The organism is Saccharopolyspora aridisoli, from assembly GCF_004348445.1.
Classification (GTDB): domain Bacteria; phylum Actinomycetota; class Actinomycetes; order Mycobacteriales; family Pseudonocardiaceae; genus Saccharopolyspora; species Saccharopolyspora aridisoli.
Genome location: NZ_SMKV01000011.1, coordinates 142,352 through 158,005, shown reverse-complemented (window position 1 = coordinate 158,005; position 15,654 = coordinate 142,352). Strand labels below are relative to the sequence as shown.

General features: G+C 69.4%; 15 protein-coding genes. 14 read left to right on the top strand and 1 reads right to left on the bottom strand.

Translation table 11 applies throughout. From position 1 onward, the window contains the following. Window positions 1–83: 83 nt before the first annotated feature. Both E1161_RS11645 and E1161_RS11640 read left to right on the top strand, forming a co-directional pair. Window positions 84–1,106 carry a beta/alpha barrel domain-containing protein gene (locus E1161_RS11645; protein WP_235874954.1) on the top strand — a complete coding sequence of 341 codons (1,023 nt, stop codon included), beginning with the start codon at window positions 84–86 and terminating at the stop codon, window positions 1,104–1,106. Between the two features lie 75 nt (window positions 1,107–1,181). Beyond that, complete coding sequence (locus E1161_RS11640) at window positions 1,182–2,261, top strand: glycoside hydrolase family 172 protein (RefSeq protein ID WP_132622509.1); 1,080 nt, start codon at window positions 1,182–1,184, stop codon at window positions 2,259–2,261. 176 nt (window positions 2,262–2,437) lie between these two features. Here E1161_RS11640 and E1161_RS11635 read toward each other — a convergent pair whose 3' ends face one another. Continuing rightward, entirely contained in the window at window positions 2,438–3,403 is a 966-nt protein-coding gene (locus E1161_RS11635; protein ID WP_132622507.1) for an MBL fold metallo-hydrolase, read from the bottom strand. A 118-nt stretch (window positions 3,404–3,521) separates the two neighbouring features. Here E1161_RS11635 and uvrC point away from each other — a divergent pair, with 118 nt between their 5' ends. The 12 genes from uvrC to E1161_RS11575 all read left to right on the top strand — a co-directional run bounded on the left by uvrC (window position 3,522) and on the right by E1161_RS11575 (window position 15,600). Next, window positions 3,522–5,492, top strand: coding sequence for an excinuclease ABC subunit UvrC (gene uvrC / locus E1161_RS11630; RefSeq protein ID WP_132622505.1), 1,971 nt, complete (start codon window positions 3,522–3,524; stop codon window positions 5,490–5,492). Next, entirely contained in the window at window positions 5,485–6,363 is an 879-nt protein-coding gene (rapZ, locus tag E1161_RS11625; protein WP_132622503.1) for an RNase adapter RapZ, read from the top strand. Before uvrC ends, rapZ begins: the two co-directional genes overlap by 8 nt. Next, the gene (locus E1161_RS11620) at window positions 6,360–7,337 is read left to right on the top strand and encodes a gluconeogenesis factor YvcK family protein (protein WP_132622501.1); all 978 of its coding nucleotides are present in this window, start codon (window positions 6,360–6,362) and stop codon (window positions 7,335–7,337) included. Before rapZ ends, E1161_RS11620 begins: the two co-directional genes overlap by 4 nt. After that, the gene (whiA, locus tag E1161_RS11615) at window positions 7,328–8,314 is read left to right on the top strand and encodes a DNA-binding protein WhiA (RefSeq protein WP_132622499.1); all 987 of its coding nucleotides are present in this window, start codon (window positions 7,328–7,330) and stop codon (window positions 8,312–8,314) included. The genes E1161_RS11620 and whiA overlap by 10 nt, the downstream gene beginning before the upstream one ends. Window positions 8,315–8,807: 493 nt before the next feature. Beyond that, window positions 8,808–9,818 carry a type I glyceraldehyde-3-phosphate dehydrogenase gene (gap, locus tag E1161_RS11610; protein ID WP_132622497.1) on the top strand — a complete coding sequence of 337 codons (1,011 nt, stop codon included), beginning with the start codon at window positions 8,808–8,810 and terminating at the stop codon, window positions 9,816–9,818. Window positions 9,819–9,903: 85 nt separating this feature from the next. Next, entirely contained in the window at window positions 9,904–11,106 is a 1,203-nt protein-coding gene (locus E1161_RS11605; RefSeq protein WP_132622495.1) for a phosphoglycerate kinase, read from the top strand. Beyond that, on the top strand, window positions 11,106–11,891 hold the full coding sequence (tpiA, locus tag E1161_RS11600; RefSeq protein WP_132622493.1) for a triose-phosphate isomerase: 786 nt from the start codon (window positions 11,106–11,108) through the stop codon (window positions 11,889–11,891). Before E1161_RS11605 ends, tpiA begins: the two co-directional genes overlap by 1 nt. Before the next feature lie 211 nt (window positions 11,892–12,102). Next, the gene (secG, locus tag E1161_RS11595; RefSeq protein ID WP_132622491.1) at window positions 12,103–12,336 is read left to right on the top strand and encodes a preprotein translocase subunit SecG; all 234 of its coding nucleotides are present in this window, start codon (window positions 12,103–12,105) and stop codon (window positions 12,334–12,336) included. 55 nt (window positions 12,337–12,391) lie between these two features. Beyond that, window positions 12,392–12,736: an RNA polymerase-binding protein RbpA gene (locus E1161_RS11590; protein ID WP_132622489.1), complete on the top strand. Its 345-nt coding sequence runs from the start codon at window positions 12,392–12,394 to the stop codon at window positions 12,734–12,736. A gap of 344 nt (window positions 12,737–13,080) precedes the next feature. Then, window positions 13,081–13,554 carry a ribonuclease E activity regulator RraA gene (gene rraA / locus E1161_RS11585; RefSeq protein WP_132622487.1) on the top strand — a complete coding sequence of 158 codons (474 nt, stop codon included), beginning with the start codon at window positions 13,081–13,083 and terminating at the stop codon, window positions 13,552–13,554. Window positions 13,555–13,589: 35 nt separating this feature from the next. After that, the gene (locus E1161_RS11580) at window positions 13,590–14,942 is read left to right on the top strand and encodes a TrkH family potassium uptake protein (protein WP_268951383.1); all 1,353 of its coding nucleotides are present in this window, start codon (window positions 13,590–13,592) and stop codon (window positions 14,940–14,942) included. After that, entirely contained in the window at window positions 14,935–15,600 is a 666-nt protein-coding gene (locus tag E1161_RS11575; RefSeq protein ID WP_235874952.1) for a potassium channel family protein, read from the top strand. Before E1161_RS11580 ends, E1161_RS11575 begins: the two co-directional genes overlap by 8 nt. Window positions 15,601–15,654: the final 54 nt, after the last annotated feature.

The window sequence follows — 15,654 nt, the reverse complement described above, 5'->3', positions numbered from 1 at the left end:
ATGGGCGGTGGTCGGTCGGCGGCGCACGGGCCGCGGCCGTTCGTCGGTCATCGGGGCCGACCGGGGTGCCGCAGGAGGAGATCGTGAGCTTGGCCCAGGAGCGCAACCTTCGGTTGGTGCGCGACGACAGCGCCGAACCTGGTGTGCGGCTCGGTGACATCAAGCTGCGCAACCGCCTGGTCACCTCGTCCAGCCTGCTCGGCTACGGCGTGTCCAACGCCAAGGTCATGGCCTACGGCATGAGCCCCATCTCGAACTTCGTGCCGCTGGAGCGCTTCGGCGCCGTCACCACCCGCACGGTCACCGTCGAACCGCGGGAAGGCCACTTCACCACCAAGGACGACTGGGAGCTGCGCGAGCTGCCCAGTCTGCTCAAGCGCTACGGGCAGGCCCTGCGGCAGGTCGACGGCGGCTGGCTCAACGCCTTCGGCTGGTGCAACGTCGGCATCGACGCCTACCTGCGCGACTACTACCCGCGCACCCGCGCGCAGAACACGATCATGTCCGTCGGCGGCTTCTCCGCCGAGGAGTTCGTGACGCTGGTCGACAAGGTCAACGCCGCCGTTCCGGTCGGCGAGATCGCGGCGCTGGAGTTCAACGTCTCCTGCCACAACGTCAACTTCGACTTCAACCAGATCATCGAATCGGTGCTGGCCGAGGCCGTGCCGCGCAGCGACCACCCGGTGATCCTCAAGCTCTCGCCCGACTACGACTACATCGGCCACGCGCGCCTCGCCGCCAAGCACGGCGTGTCCGCGCTGACCGCGATCAACACCGTGAAGGGCCTGCGCCTCGACCCGGAGACCGGAACCCCGCTGCTCAACAACGGCTTCGGCGGTCTGTCCGGTCGCGCGATCAAGCCGATCGGGCTGCGGGTGGTCAAGGAACTGCGCGACGCTGAGGTGACCCTGCCGATCATCGCCACCGGCGGCATCCGCAGCTTCGACGACTGCCGCGAGTACTTCTGGGCCGGTGCCGACGCCGTCAGCCTCGGCAGCGCCAGCTGGTTCGCCAGCTACCCGGGGTACGCCCTCTCGCCGATCTACGGCGCCCGCATCCGGAAGCTGTTGCGTCGCATCGAGAACTACACGCCGCCGACTTCGTGAAACCCGGCCGCTGAGGCCGCCCGGGATGGTAGACAGTGATCAACGACACCGCTGCCTGCTGATGGGGGAGCCACTGTGGCCGGTTACGGGGATTTCGGGAGCAGTCTGAGGGACCTGCCGCGGCTGCGCGCCACGCGCCGCGGCAGGGTGTCGAGCTGGGACACCTCCGGCGGCAACCAGGACAACGTGCGCGTCATGCCCGGCGAGACGCGGCTGCTCGCCGACATCACCGGGCCCGGGGTGATCACCCACATCTGGTGCACCGTCGCACTCGACCACGTCGGTGAACCGGTCGAGCTGGAAGCCGACCACCTGCGACGGCTCGTCCTGCGCATCACCTGGGACGACCAGCCGCACCCGGCCGTGCTGGTGCCGCTGGGCGACTTCTTCGGCGTCGGCCACGCCCACAGCGCCAACTTCAGCTCCGCGCCGCTGCAGATGAGCCCGCAGGACGGCAAGGGCTTCAACTGCTGGTTCGCGATGCCCTTCGCCGGCCGCGCCCGCGTCGAGCTGATCAGCGAGATGACCGTCAAACCCGTGACGTTCTACTTCTACGTCGACTACGAGAGCTACGGCGAAGCCGACCCCGAACTGGCCTACTTCCACGCCCAGTGGCGGCGGCAGAACCCCACCGACGGCGTCCCGCAGGGCGACCAGACCAACGAGGAGTTCCTCTTCGGCGGCCACAACACCGACGGCGCGGGCAACTTCGTGATGCTGGAGGCCGAAGGACGCGGGCACTACGTCGGCACCGTGCTCAACGTGCACAACCTGCGCGAGACCACCGAGTGGAACTGGTACGGCGAAGGCGACGACATGTTCTTCATCGACGGAGAACCCTGGCCGCCCCGCCTGCACGGCACCGGGACCGAGGACTACTTCAACACCGCGTGGTGCCCGGACCAGGAGTTCCACGGGCCCTACCACGGGATCACGATGGCTGGCGGCGAGAACTGGAGCGGTCAGGTCTCCTACTACCGCTTCCACGTCGAGGACCCGATCGTCTTCGACCGCTCCATCAGGGCGACCATCGAGCACGGCCACGCCAACAAGCGCTCGGACGACGTCTCCTCGACGGCCTACTGGTACCAAACCCTCCCGGCGCTCCCGGTCACCCTCGCCCCGGTCGCCGAACGCCTCCCGCGCCAGCTCTGAGCGGTCTTCAAGGACGCCGCGGAGCCGCGTTCTCCTTCCACCACCCGAGCAACCGGCACAGCAGCGGCTTCGTGGCGAGTGCGCCGCGACGCCGTCGATCAGACCTGCACGAGGAGCGGCGCACGGAGTCCGCGGAGCCGCTCGGGTTCCGCTCCTGGGGACCGCACTCCCAGTTCCTAGACGTGGGTCGGCAGGGGCCCGCCGTTGTAGGTGAGGGTGTCGGCGAAGGCCTCGGTGAGGTCCACGTCGCGGTCGTCGGCCTCGGCGTAGGCGCGGTGGAGGTTGAGCACGATGCGCTCGGCGTCCGGCCAGTTCGCGAATTCGCCGAGGCCGCAGCGCTTCGCGGCCTCCAACGGGCTGAGCCCGTCGGTGCGGCCCTTGCGCGCGATGTCCAGGACGAAGCGGTAGTAGCGCGCGTGGTCCTCGAGGACGCGGGGGAGCGCGGAGCCGGGGAACGTGGGCCCGTGGCCCGGAACAACCGCGGTGGGGCGGAATCCGGCGAGCCATTCCAGGGATTTCAGCGCGCCTTCCACCGAACCCATGAACACCAGCGGTGTCACGCTGTGGAACAGCAGGTCGCCGCTGAACAGCACGGCCGCGTCCGGCACCCACGCGACGACGTCCCCGGGCGTGTGGGCGGCGAAACCCGGGTGGTGCAGCTCGACGGCGCGGTCGCCGACGTGCAGGGTCAGCGAGTCCCGCAGCACCACCGAGGGTGCGCGGTGCTCGGTGATCTCCCACTGCGGCACGGGTTCCCAGACCGGTGGCGTCGCGGTGAGCAGGGTGTCGGCGAGGATGCCGTCGCGGGTCGCGAGATGCCCCACCACCGCGGTGGAATCGGGTAGCAGCGCGTTGCCGTGGGTGTGGTCGCCGTGCAGGTGCGTGTTGACCGCGAAGCGGATCGGCGCCTCGCCGCCCACCGCGCGGACCGCCTCCAGGAACCGCCGGGTTCGCACCGCGGTCGCGCAGGTGTCCACCAGCACGATCCCGTCGTCGGTGATCACCGCACCGGCGTTGTTGATCCACCACGAGCCGTCCGGCTGCACCCAGGCGTGCACGCCCGGTCCCACCTCGGCGAGCGCGGCGCGGTCGGGGGCGGATCGATCGGGGCCTCGATCGTGACTGGTGTGGGTGTAGTTCACGGTGACCTCCCGGCGGTGCGTGCGAAGATCGTGGACCACCCAGTGTGCCCGCAACCGCACCCGGTGTGGTGACCGGCCGCCGACGAGGTGCGTCGGGGCTCGCACGTAGGCTGGTGGCGTGGCCGACCCGTCCACCTACCGACCAGCACCAGGCACGATCCCGGACGCCCCGGGCGTCTACCGCTTCCACGACGCCACCGGGCGCGTGATCTACGTCGGCAAGGCGAAGAGCTTGCGCAGCAGGCTCTCCTCGTACTTCGCCGACCTCGCCGGGCTGCATCCGCGCACCCGGCAGATGGTCACCACCGCGACCGGCGTGCAGTGGACCGTGGTGGGCACCGAGGTCGAGGCCCTGCAGCTGGAGTACTCCTGGATCAAGGAGTACGACCCGAAGTTCAACGTGCGCTACCGCGACGACAAGTCCTACCCGGTGCTGGCGGTGACGCTGCACGAGGAGTACCCGCGGCTGCACGTCTACCGCGGCCCGCGCAAGCGCGGCGTGCGCTACTTCGGCCCCTACGCCCACGCGTGGGCGATCCGCGAGACCCTCGACCTGCTGCTGCGGGTGTTCCCGGCGCGCACCTGCTCGGCAGGGGTGTTCAAGCGGCACTCGCAGATCGGCCGCCCGTGCCTGCTCGGCTACATCGGCAAGTGCTCGGCGCCGTGCGTGGACCGGGTCAGCGCCGAGGAGCACCGCGGGATCGTCGAGGACTTCTGCGACTTCCTGGCGGGCCAGACCGACCAGCTGATGCGCAAGCTCGACAAGCAGATGCAGGCGGCCTCGGCGGAGCTGGAGTTCGAGCGCGCCGCCAGGCTGCGCGACGACCTCGAAGCGCTGCGCCGCGCGATGGAGAAGCAGGCGGTGGTGCTCGGCGACGGCACCGACGCCGACGTGGTGGCCTTCGCCGAGGACGAGCTCGCCGCAGCCGTGCAGGTCTTCCACATCCGCGGCGGCCGTGTTCGCGGCCAGCGCGGATGGGTGATCGACAAGCTCGAGCAGACCGACACCGCCGCGCTCACCTCGCAGTTCCTCACCCAGTTCTACGGAGAGCAGGCCGCGCTGGCCGATCAGGCCGACGCCGGTGGCAGTCCGGTGCCGCGCGAGGTGCTGGTGCCCGATCTCCCCGAGGACTCCGAGACCATCGCCGGCTGGCTCGGTGAGCTGCGCGGCAGTCGCGTCAGCCTGCGCGTTCCGCAGCGCGGTGATAAGCGTGCGCTGATGGGAACGGTGGAGCGCAACGCCAAGGAAGCGTTCCAGCAGTACAAGCTGCGCCGCGCCGGTGACCTCACCGCGCGCTCGGCGGCGCTGCAGGAGCTGCAGGAATCGCTCGCGCTGGACACCCCACCGCTGCGCATCGAGTGCATCGACGTCAGCCACGTGCAGGGCAGCGACGTGGTGGCTTCGCTGGTGGTCTTCGAGGACGGCGTGCCGCGGAAGTCCGAGTACCGCCGGTTCGAGGTCCGGGAAGGCGCCGAAGGTGGCGACGTCGGCTCGATCGACGAGGTCGTGCGCCGCCGGTTCGCCCGCTACCTCAGCGAAACCGCGAAGGAGGGGGCGAGGGGGGACGGAGCCGACGCCCCGTCCGGGATCGACCCGGACACCGGACGGCCCAAGAAGTTCGCCTACCCGCCGAACCTGCTGGTCATCGACGGAGGCGGGCCGCAGGCCAACGCCGCCGCCGACGCGCTGACCGAGATGGGCATCACCGACGTCGCGGTGATCGGCCTGGCCAAGCGGCTCGAAGAGGTGTGGCTGCCCGCCGACCCCGATCCGGTGATCCTGGCGCGCAACAGCGAAGCGCTGTACCTGTTGCAGCGGGTGCGCGACGAGGCGCACCGCTTCGCCATCAGCTACCACCGGTCCAAGCGCGGCAAGCGGATGACGAGCTCCACATTGGACGCCATCCCGGGTCTGGGCGAGACTCGTCGCGCGGCGCTGCTCAAGCACTTCGGCTCGGTGAAGAAGCTTCGCCAGGCATCGGTCGAGGACATCGTGGCGGTACCCGGGATCGGCCGCAACACCGCGGAAACCGTTCACGCGGCGCTGGCCGAAGGGACAGCCGGAGAACGAGGGGAACAAAGTGAGTGACGAGCATTCGGGCATCGAGGTCGCGGTCGTCAGCGGCCTGTCCGGAGCCGGCCGCAGCACCGCGGCCAAGTGCCTGGAGGACCTCGGCTGGTTCGTGGTGGACAACCTGCCGCCGGAACTGATCGCCACCATGGTCGAGCTGGGCGCCCGCTCCAGCGGCCAGATAACCCGCGTCGCGGTGGTGATGGACGTGCGCAGCCGCGCCTTCACCGAAGACCTCGGCTCGGTGATCAAGGACCTCGACGCCCGCGGCTACAAGCCGAAGGTGCTGTTCCTGGAGGCCACCGACGAGGTGCTGATCCGCCGCTTCGAGCAGGTGCGGCGCGGTCACCCGATGCAGGCGGACGGCCGGCTTGCCGACGGCATCGCCGCCGAGCGCTCGCTGCTGTCGCGGCTGCGCTCGGAAGCCGACCTGGTGCTCGACACCACCGGCCTGTCGGTGCACCAGCTGCGCAGCAAGATAGAGGACGCCTTCGGCACCGAGGCCAGCACCCGCACGCGGGTGACCGTGCTGTCCTTCGGCTACAAGTACGGCCTGCCGATGGATGCCGACCTGGTCATGGACTGCCGTTTCCTGCCGAACCCGTTCTGGATCCCCGAGCTGCGCGAGTTTAACGGCCTCGACGACGAGGTGCGCAACTACGTGCTCGGCCAGGAGGGCGCCGAGGAGTTCATGGACAGCTACCAGCAGCTGCTGCGGCTGGTCGGCGCCGGCTACCACCGGGAGGGCAAGCGCTACCTGACGCTGGCGCTGGGCTGCACCGGGGGCAAGCACCGCAGCGTCGCGCTGGTCGAGGAACTCGCGCGCAGGCTCGCCGAGGACGACGGGATGATGGTCAAGACGGTCCACCGGGACCTGGGGCGCGAGTGACGGGCGAGGACCGGCCACTCCGCGCGGTCGCCCTGGGCGGCGGGCACGGGCTGCAGGCGTCATTGGCGGCGCTGCGCCGGATCACCTCCGACGTGACGGCCGTGGTCACGGTCGCCGACGACGGCGGGTCCTCGGGCAGGCTGCGCCGCGAGCTCGGTCTGCTGCCACCCGGCGATCTGCGCAAGGCACTCGCGGCGCTGGCCGACGACGGGGAACGGGAACAGGTGTGGTCGCGGGTGTTCCAGCACCGCTTCGGCGGTTCAGGAGCGCTGGCCGGGCACGCGGTCGGCAACCTGCTGCTCGCCGGTCTGCTGGAGGTGCTGGAGGACCCGGTCGAGGTGCTCGACCACGCCTGCGAGCTCCTCGGCGTGCGGGGACGCGTGCTCCCGATGTCGACTCGGCCGCTGGACATGATCGGCGACGTCGTCGGTTTGGACTCCGATCCGGAGGCCGTGCGCACCATTCGAGGCCAGGTCGCTCTCGCGAGTACACCCGGTCGAGTGAAACAAGTGCGATTGCACGCGAACGGCGATGGTCCCCCGACGGCGTGCCCGCAGGCCGTGGAGGCCGTCACCCACGCCGATCTGGTGCTGCTCGGACCCGGCTCCTGGTTCACCAGCGTCCTGCCACATCTGCTGGTCCCGGAGCTGCACGAGGCTCTGGTGACCACGTCCGCACGGCGTTTCGTGGTGCTCAACCTCATCCCTCAGCCGGGTGAGACGGCGGGCTTCTCGCCCGAACAACACCTGGACGTACTCTCGCAACACGCGCCCCGGCTGAAGGTCGACGCCGTGCTGGCCGATGCGGACTCGGTGCCCACTCCGGACCGGTTGCGCTCGGCGGCCTCGGGCCTGGGCGCCTGGACCTTGCTGGACAAGATCGCCGCGCCCGCCGTGCCGGGACGGCACGACCCGCAGGCGCTCGCGGCGAGCCTGCGGGCCGCACTGGAGAGGAGGACGGACCAGTGGCGATGACCGCGGCGGTCAAGGACGAGTTGAGCCGGTTGTCGGTGAGCAAGACGTGCTGCCGACGAGCGGAGGTCTCGTCGTTGCTGCGCTTCGCCGGCGGACTGCACATCGTCGCCGGCCGGGTGGTGGTCGAGGCCGAACTCGACAGCGGATCCACCGCGCGCAGGCTGCGCAAGGAGGTCCACGAGCTGTTCGGGCACCACTCCGACGTGCACGTGATCACCTCCGGCGGCCTGCGCAAGGGGACCCGGTACGTGGTGCGCGTGGTGAAGGACGGCGAAGGGCTCGCCCGGCAGACCGGGTTGCTCGACCCGCGCGGACGTCCGGTGCGCGGGCTGCCCGCGCACGTGGTCTCCGGCGGCTCCTGCGACTCCGAAGCCGCGTGGCGCGGCGCCTTCCTGGCCCACGGCTCGCTCACCGAGCCCGGCAGGTCGTCCTCCCTGGAGGTCACCTGCCCCGGACCGGAAGCCGCGCTGGCGCTGGTCGGCTCGGCAAGGCGGATCGGGGTGTCGGCCAAGTCGCGCGAGGTGCGCGGTGCGGACCGCGTCGTGGTCCGCGACGGCGACGCCATCGGGGCCCTGCTGACCAGGCTCGGCGCGCACTCCAGCGTGCTGTCCTGGGAGGAGCGGCGGATGCGGCGCGAGGTCCGCGCCACCGCCAACCGGCTGGCCAACTTCGACGACGCGAACCTGCGCAGGTCGGCCCGCGCGGCCGTCGCATCGGCCGCCCGCGTCGAACGGGCCCTGGACCTGCTCGGCCCGAACGCGCCCGACCACCTCACCGTCGCCGGCCGGCTGCGGCTGGCCCACCGCCAGGCGTCGCTGGAGGAGCTCGGCCAGCTCGCCGACCCGCCGATGACCAAGGACGCGGTCGCCGGCCGCATCCGGCGGCTGCTGGCGATGGCCGACAAGCGCGCCCGAGAACTCGGCGTACCTGACACGGAATCAGCCGTGACAGCAGAGATGCTCGAAGCCGAAGCCTGATCTCTTGTTCGCACTCGTTCTGCGCGGCGGTGCGGGTAGCGGAACCTGAGCGGCTCTGCGGACTGCGGGTGCCACTCCTGATGCATGTCCAATGCACGGCGGAGTGGCCGTCCTCGCCGGAGAGCCGCTCAGAACCCGCGGCGGTGCCGGTTGCTCGGGTGGGGTGAAGAGGAAGCGGCTTCGCCGCTTGCCTGACGGTCTGGGTTTTGGGCGGTGAGTGCTGCGGAAGCGTCAACGCCGCTCTCGCCGAACCGGTGCAGAGACTCCGATCACCGGTGGCGCATTTTCGTCACCGCCCGGGATGGGCATCTGAACTGCGAAGATGACGCTCACCCGGGGTTCGACGGGTATGCTCGGCGGCGCTCACCCGAACTCGCGGTGATGGCCCGCGACCGCCCACGTGCGGGGGCTGTCGAGGCAGATAGGGTGAACCCGAGACCATCAACTCACCCGCCGAGTCATTCGGCCGGGTCAGTCACGAGGAGAGATCGGCGTGACCGTTCGCGTAGGTATCAACGGCTTCGGTCGGATCGGGCGGAACTTCTGGCGTGCGGCGACCGCCAGCGATCACGACATCGAGATCGTGGCCGCCAACGACCTGGGCGACGTCGCGACCATGGCGCACCTGCTCAAGTACGACAGCATCCTTGGTCGTCTCGACCAGGAGGTGAAGGTCACCGGTGAGGGCATCGAGGTGGGCGGCAAGCTCATCAAGATCCTCGCCGAGCGTGACCCGGGCAAGCTGCCGTGGGGCGACCTGGGTGTGGACGTCGTCGTCGAGTCCACCGGCTTCTTCACCAACGCGGCCGACGCCCGCAAGCACGTCGACGAGGGCGGCGCGAAGAAGGTCATCATCTCCGCCCCGGCCAAGGGCGAGGACCTGACCGTGGTGCTGGGTGCCAACGACGAGAAGTACGACGGCACGCAGACCATCATCTCCAACGCCTCCTGCACCACCAACTGCCTCGCGCCGATGGTGAAGGTCCTCAACGACACCTTCGGCATCGAGCAGGGCCTGATGACCACGGTGCACGCCTACACCGCGGACCAGAACCTGCAGGACGGCCCGCACAAGGACCTGCGCCGCGCCCGTGGCGCCGCGGTCAACGTGGTGCCGACCAGCACCGGTGCGGCCAAGGCGATCGGCCTGGTCATCCCGGAGCTCAACGGCAAGCTCGACGGCTACGCGATGCGCGTGCCGGTGCCGACCGGTTCGGTCACCGACCTGACCGCCACCGTGCAGAAGGACGCCACCACCGAGTCGGTCAACGAGGCGTTCAAGGCCGCCGCTGCCGAGGGCCGCTTCAAGGGCATCCTCAAGTACAACGAGGACCCGATCGTCTCCTCCGACATCGTCACCGACCCGCACTCGACGGTCTTCGACGCGCCGCTGACCAAGGTCATCGGCAACCAGGTCAAGATCGTCGGCTGGTACGACAACGAGTGGGGCTACTCCAACCGCCTCGCGGACCTCACCGCCCTGGTCGCCTCGAAGCTGGCCTGAGCAAGCACTTAGATGAGACCCGCATGAGCCGCTGCGTTTCCGCCCGGCTCATGCGGGTCTTCCCGTCTCACGTAGGAGTTAGAGCGTGAAGAACCTCGACGATCTGCTGTCCGAGGGCGTGCGGGGTCGTCGCGTCCTGGTGCGCGCCGACCTCAACGTGCCGCTGGACGGCGACAAGATCACCGACGACGGCCGGGTGCGCGCCTCGCTGCCTACCGTCACCAAGCTCACCGAAGCCGGTGCGCAGGTCGTGCTCACCGCGCACCTCGGCCGCCCGAAGGGCGAGCCCGACCCGCAGTTCTCGCTGGCACCGGTCGCCCGCCGCCTCGGCGAGCTGCTGGGCTCCGACGTCGCGCTGGCGGGTGACCTGGTCGGCGAGTCCGCCAAGTCCACCGTCGCGGGACTGGCCGACGGCGGCGTCGCGCTGCTGGAGAACGTGCGCTTCGACGCGCGCGAGACCAGCAAGGACGACGCCGAGCGCGAATCGCTGGCCGCAGACCTCGCCGCCCTGGTCGGCGAGGGCGCCGCCTTCGTCTCCGACGGCTTCGGCGTCGTGCACCGCAAGCAGGCATCGGTCTTCGACGTCGCCAAGGAGCTGCCCGCCTACGCCGGCGGCCTCGTGCTCGCCGAGGTGGAAGTGCTGCGCACCCTCACCGGGGACGCCAAGCGCCCCTACGCGGTGGTGCTCGGCGGCTCCAAGGTCTCCGACAAGCTCGGCGTGATCAAGGCGCTGCTGCCCAAGGTCGACAAGCTGCTCATCGGCGGCGGCATGGCCTACACCTTCCTGGCCGCCCAGGGCCGCGGCGTGGGCTCCTCGCTGCTGCAGGAAGACCAGATCGACAACACCAAGAAGCTGCTCGCCGACGCCGCCGACAAGATCGTGCTGCCGGTGGACATCGTGGCGGGAGACCGCTTCGCCGCCGACGCCGAGAAGGAGACCGTCGGCGCCGACGCCATCCCGGACGGCTGGATGGGCCTGGACATCGGCCCCCGCAGCGTCGAGCTGTTCGCCGAGGTCTTGCGCGGTGCGGGCACCGTGTTCTGGAACGGCCCGGCGGGCGTGTTCGAGTTCCCCGCCTTCGCCGAAGGCACCCGGGGAATCGCGCAGGCCATCGTCGACTCCGACTCCTTCAGCGTCGTCGGCGGCGGCGACTCGGCCGCCGCCGTGCGCACCCTCGGCCTGCCCGAGGGCGGCTTCTCGCACATCTCCACCGGCGGTGGCGCGTCGCTGGAGTACCTGGAGGGCAAGGCGCTCCCGGGTGTTCAGGTCCTGGAAGGTGAAGCCTGATGGCTCGTCAGCCCCTCATCGCCGGCAACTGGAAGATGAACCTCAACCACCTCGAGGCCATCGCCCTGGTGCAGAAGCTCGCCTTCGCGCTGCCGGAGAAGTACTTCGCCAAGGTCGAGGTGGCGGTCATCCCGCCGTTCACCGACATCCGCAGCGTCCAGACGCTCATCGACGGCGACAAGCTGCTCATCAAGCACGGTGCGCAGGACGTCTCCGAGCACGAGTCCGGTGCCTACACCGGTGAGGTCTCGGGACCGATGCTGGCCAAGCTCGGGTGCAGCTACGTGGTGGTCGGCCACTCCGAGCGTCGCGAGTACCACGGCGAGACCGACGAGCTGGTCAACAAGAAGGTCCGCCAGGTCCTCAAGAACGAGATGTCGCCGATCCTCTGCGTCGGCGAGGCCCTCGACGTGCGCGAGGCCGGTGACCACGTGGAGCACTGCACCACGCAGCTGATCAACGGGCTCAAGGGCCTCAAGGCCGAGCAGGTCCGCCAGGTCGTCGTCGCCTACGAACCCGTCTGGGCCATCGGCACCGGCAAGGTGGCCACCGCCGCCGACGCCCAGGAGGTCTGCGGCGCGCTGCGGCAGGCGCTCAGCGACAAGTACGGCAAGGAGATCTCCGATGAGGTCCGCGTGCTCTACGGCGGCTCGGTGAAGTCCAGCAACATCGGTGAGCTGGTCGGTCAGAGCGACGTCGACGGCGCGCTGGTCGGTGGTGCGAGCCTCAACGCCGACGAGTTCGCCAAGCTCTCCGCGATGGCCGCGGGTGGTCCGCTGCCGTGACCTGCACGAGAGGGCGCCCCGGTCCGCGCCGGGGCGCCCTCTCGTCGTTTCGGGTGAATTCCACTTCAAGATTCCCGGCGTCCGGTCGTCGCCCGCCGAAGAATCGGAGGTCGGCGTGTGGGACCCTCGGTGCGTTAATGGGTGGACTGGTCAACTGGGGGTTGGCGGGCCGGTACTCTAGGTTGCGAACCGCTGTGCGAACGAGGACGATATGAATCTTTTCCTGCAGATCATGTTGATCGTGACGAGTGTCCTGCTGGTGCTGCTTGTCCTGCTGCACCGGGCCAAGGGGGGCGGACTCTCCTCGCTGTTCGGCGGCGGTATGCAGTCAAACCTGGCCGGCTCCAGCGTGGCGGAGAAGAACCTCGACCGGATGACGCTGTTCGTCATGGCGCTGTGGGTCATCTCCATCATCGGCGTCGGCCTGTTGATCAAGATCGGTTGATCGACCGGTCTGTTGACGGTCGATCAACCCCGGGCCGCTTGGTGGGTGAGGATGGATGACTGGCGGTAATGCCATTCGCGGCACTCGTGTGGGCTCGGGCCCCACGGTAGGCGAGTCTGAGCGGGGGGAAGCCGCTCCGCGGAAGCGGATCGACTACTGGTGCGCCAACGCGCACCACAGCAAGCCGTCGTTCGCGCTCGACGCCGAAGTGCCGCAGGAGTGGGACTGCCCGCGCTGCGGACTGCCCGCAGGTCGGGACGAGCAGAACCCTCCGGCGGCGAAGCGCAACGAGCCCTACAAGAGCCACCTCGCGTACGTGAAGGAGCGTCGCAGCGATGAGGACGGGATGAAGATCCTCGACGAAGCGCTGGCGAGGCTCCGGGAGCGCAAGGGGCGGTAGGACGTCCAGATGAGGGCCGGGCTCGGGAACAAGATCCCGAGCCCGGCCCTCATCTGGTCTGCGGGCGCTTCGCGGGGATCAACCGCTCTGCATCTCGGTGCGGGTAGCGAGAACCACCTCAGACGCCGTCTGGCTCCGGGATCGGAGACCCGTGCACAAGGCCCCGTACACGGCGCTTCGGCTGTCCTCCCGGAACGACGTCTGAGAACCCGCGGCGGTGCCGGTTGCTTGCTCGGGGTAGTGAGCAAGCACCTCCGGTGCTGCCTGGCGGTGGTCGGGCTTGGCCCGTCTTGCTACTGGCGGGTAGGGTCTTTGTGGTTCCACGGCTTTTCTCGGGAGGGTTCATGGCATTGGCGACGGCTGATCTGGCGGATCGGGAGGGGCCGGAGGTGCGCAGCTGCGACGTGCAGTTCCGCAACTACGGTGGCGTGGTGGCCTTCGAGGGTCGCGTTCGCACGGTCACCTGCTTCCAGGACAATGCGCTGCTGAAGAAGACGCTCTCCGAGCCCGGCGACGGAGCCGTGCTGGTCATCGACGGCGCCGGCTCGGTCCACACCGCCCTGGTCGGCGACCTCATCGCCGAGCTCGGCCGGTCCAACGGCTGGAACGGCGTCATCGTCAACGGCGCGATCCGGGATTCCGCGGTCATCGGCGGCATGGAGTTCGGGGTCAAGGCGCTGGGCACCAACCCGCGCAAGTCCACCAAGACCGGTGAAGGCGTCCTCGACGAGGTCGTCGAGCTCGGCGGTGTGGAGTTCGTGCCCGGCGAGTACGTCTACGCCGACAGCGACGGCGTCGTCGTGGTCAGCGAACCCTGATCAACGGCTCGAAGTAGGGTGCTCGCGTGAGCGTCATCCCTGCTTTCGAGCGCGGGTTCGCCGCCGTCGTGCGGCGTCCATCGGTGCCGATCGTGCTGGGCTTCGCAGCCCTGATCGCGGTCGGCACCATCGCGTTGATGATGCCCTTCTCGACCGAGAGCGGTAAGCCCACCGATCTGCTCCCCGCGCTGTTCACCGCCACCTCGGCGGTCTGCGTGACGGGGTTGATCGTGCTGGACACCCCGGTCCACTTCTCCGCCGCCGGCGAAGTGATCATCCTTGTGCTGATCCAGCTCGGCGGCCTGGGCATCATGACCGTTGCCTCGCTGCTCAGCCTGGTGATGTTCCGCCGGTTCGGACTCCGGATGCGGCTGACCGCGCAGGCCGAGACCAAGGCCCTCGGTCTGGGCGAGGTGCGACGCACGGTCTTCCGGGTGATCGGCCTCAGCCTGCTGTTCGAGCTGGTCGTGGCGGCGCTGCTGACCGCGCGGCTGATCGCCGGCTACGAGTTGGGCCTGGGGCGGGCGATCTACGAAGGCGTCTTCCACGCGGTCTCGGCCTTCAACAACGCCGGTTTCGCGCTGCGCAGCGACAACATGATGTCCTTCGCCACCGACCCGTTCTTCCTCCTGCCGATCTGCCTCGCGGTGATCGCCGGCGGCCTCGGCTTCCCGGTGTGGGTGGAGATCTTCCGCCACCTGCGGGTTTCCCGCCGCTGGACGATGCACGCCAAGGTCACACTGCTGGCGACCGCGTTGCTGCTGGGCGTGGGCGCGGTCGGGATCACCGCCGCCGAGTGGACCAACCCCGGTACCCTCGGGCCCATGCCCTGGCCGGGCAAGCTGGTGGCCGGGTTCTCCAGCGGGGTCATGCCGCGCACCGCCGGGTTCAACATCCTCGACGTCGCCGCCTTCCACCCCGGGACGTTGCTGCTGCAGGACATCCTGATGTTCATCGGCGGCGGCAGCGCGGGCACGGCCGGTGGCATCAAGGTCACCACGTTCGCGCTGCTGGCGTACGTGATCCTCGCCGAAATCCGCGGCGAGCCCACCGTGCACGTGATGGGTAGGCAGCTGCCGGGAGCGGTGCAGCGCCAGGCGCTGACGATCGTGCTGCTGGGGGTCGCGTGCGTGATGCTGACCGTGCTGATCCTGCTGGTGATCACTCCGTTCGGGCTTGATCAGGTCTTGTTCGAAGCGGTGTCGGCGTTCGCCACGGTCGGGCTGTCGACCGGGATCACCGCACAGCTGCCGCCCTTCGGGCAGGTGCTGCTGGTGCTGCTGATGTTCATCGGCAGGCTAGGTCCGATCACCCTGGCGTCCGCGCTCGCGCTCCGCGAACGCGGACGCCGCTACGAACTACCAGAGGAGCGACCCATCGTTGGCTAGGGACGACGACACCAACCAGATCGTGGTCATCGGGCTCGGCCGCTTCGGCAGCTCGCTGGCCGCCGAACTCGTGCGGCGCGGTTCGGAGGTGCTGGCGCTGGACTCGCGGCCGAACGTGGTGCAGCGCTACGCCGACGAGCTCACCCACACCGCCGTCGCCGACAGCACCGATCCCGAGAGCCTGCTCCAGCTCGGCGTGCACCAGTTCAAGCGGGCCGTGGTCGCCATCGGCACCGAGCTGGAAGCGAGCATCCTCACCACCTCGCTGCTGGCGGACTTCGGCATCCCGCACATCTGGGCCAAGGCCACCAGCCGTCAGCACGGACGCATCCTCGAGCGCGTCGGCGCGCACCACGTGGTGCTGCCCGAGCACGAGATGGGGGAGCGGGTCGCGCACCTGGTCAACGGCCGGATGCTCGACTACATCGAGCTCGCCGAGCACTACGCGCTGATCAAGACCCACGCGCCCGCCGAGGCCGTCGGCAACACCCTGGGTGAGCTGAAGCTGCGCTCCAAGTACGGCGTGACGGTCGTGGGCATCAAGCGGCCGGGGGAGGAATTCACCTACGCCACGGCCGAGACCACCGTCGGCCAGCAGGACACGTTGATCGTCGCGGGAACGACCCCCCAGGTCGAAGCCTTCGCCGAGCGCACCTGAGCTTCGAGCGCTCGCAGCGTCGTTCCCAAACGTCCCCCGGGTCGGTATTCTTCT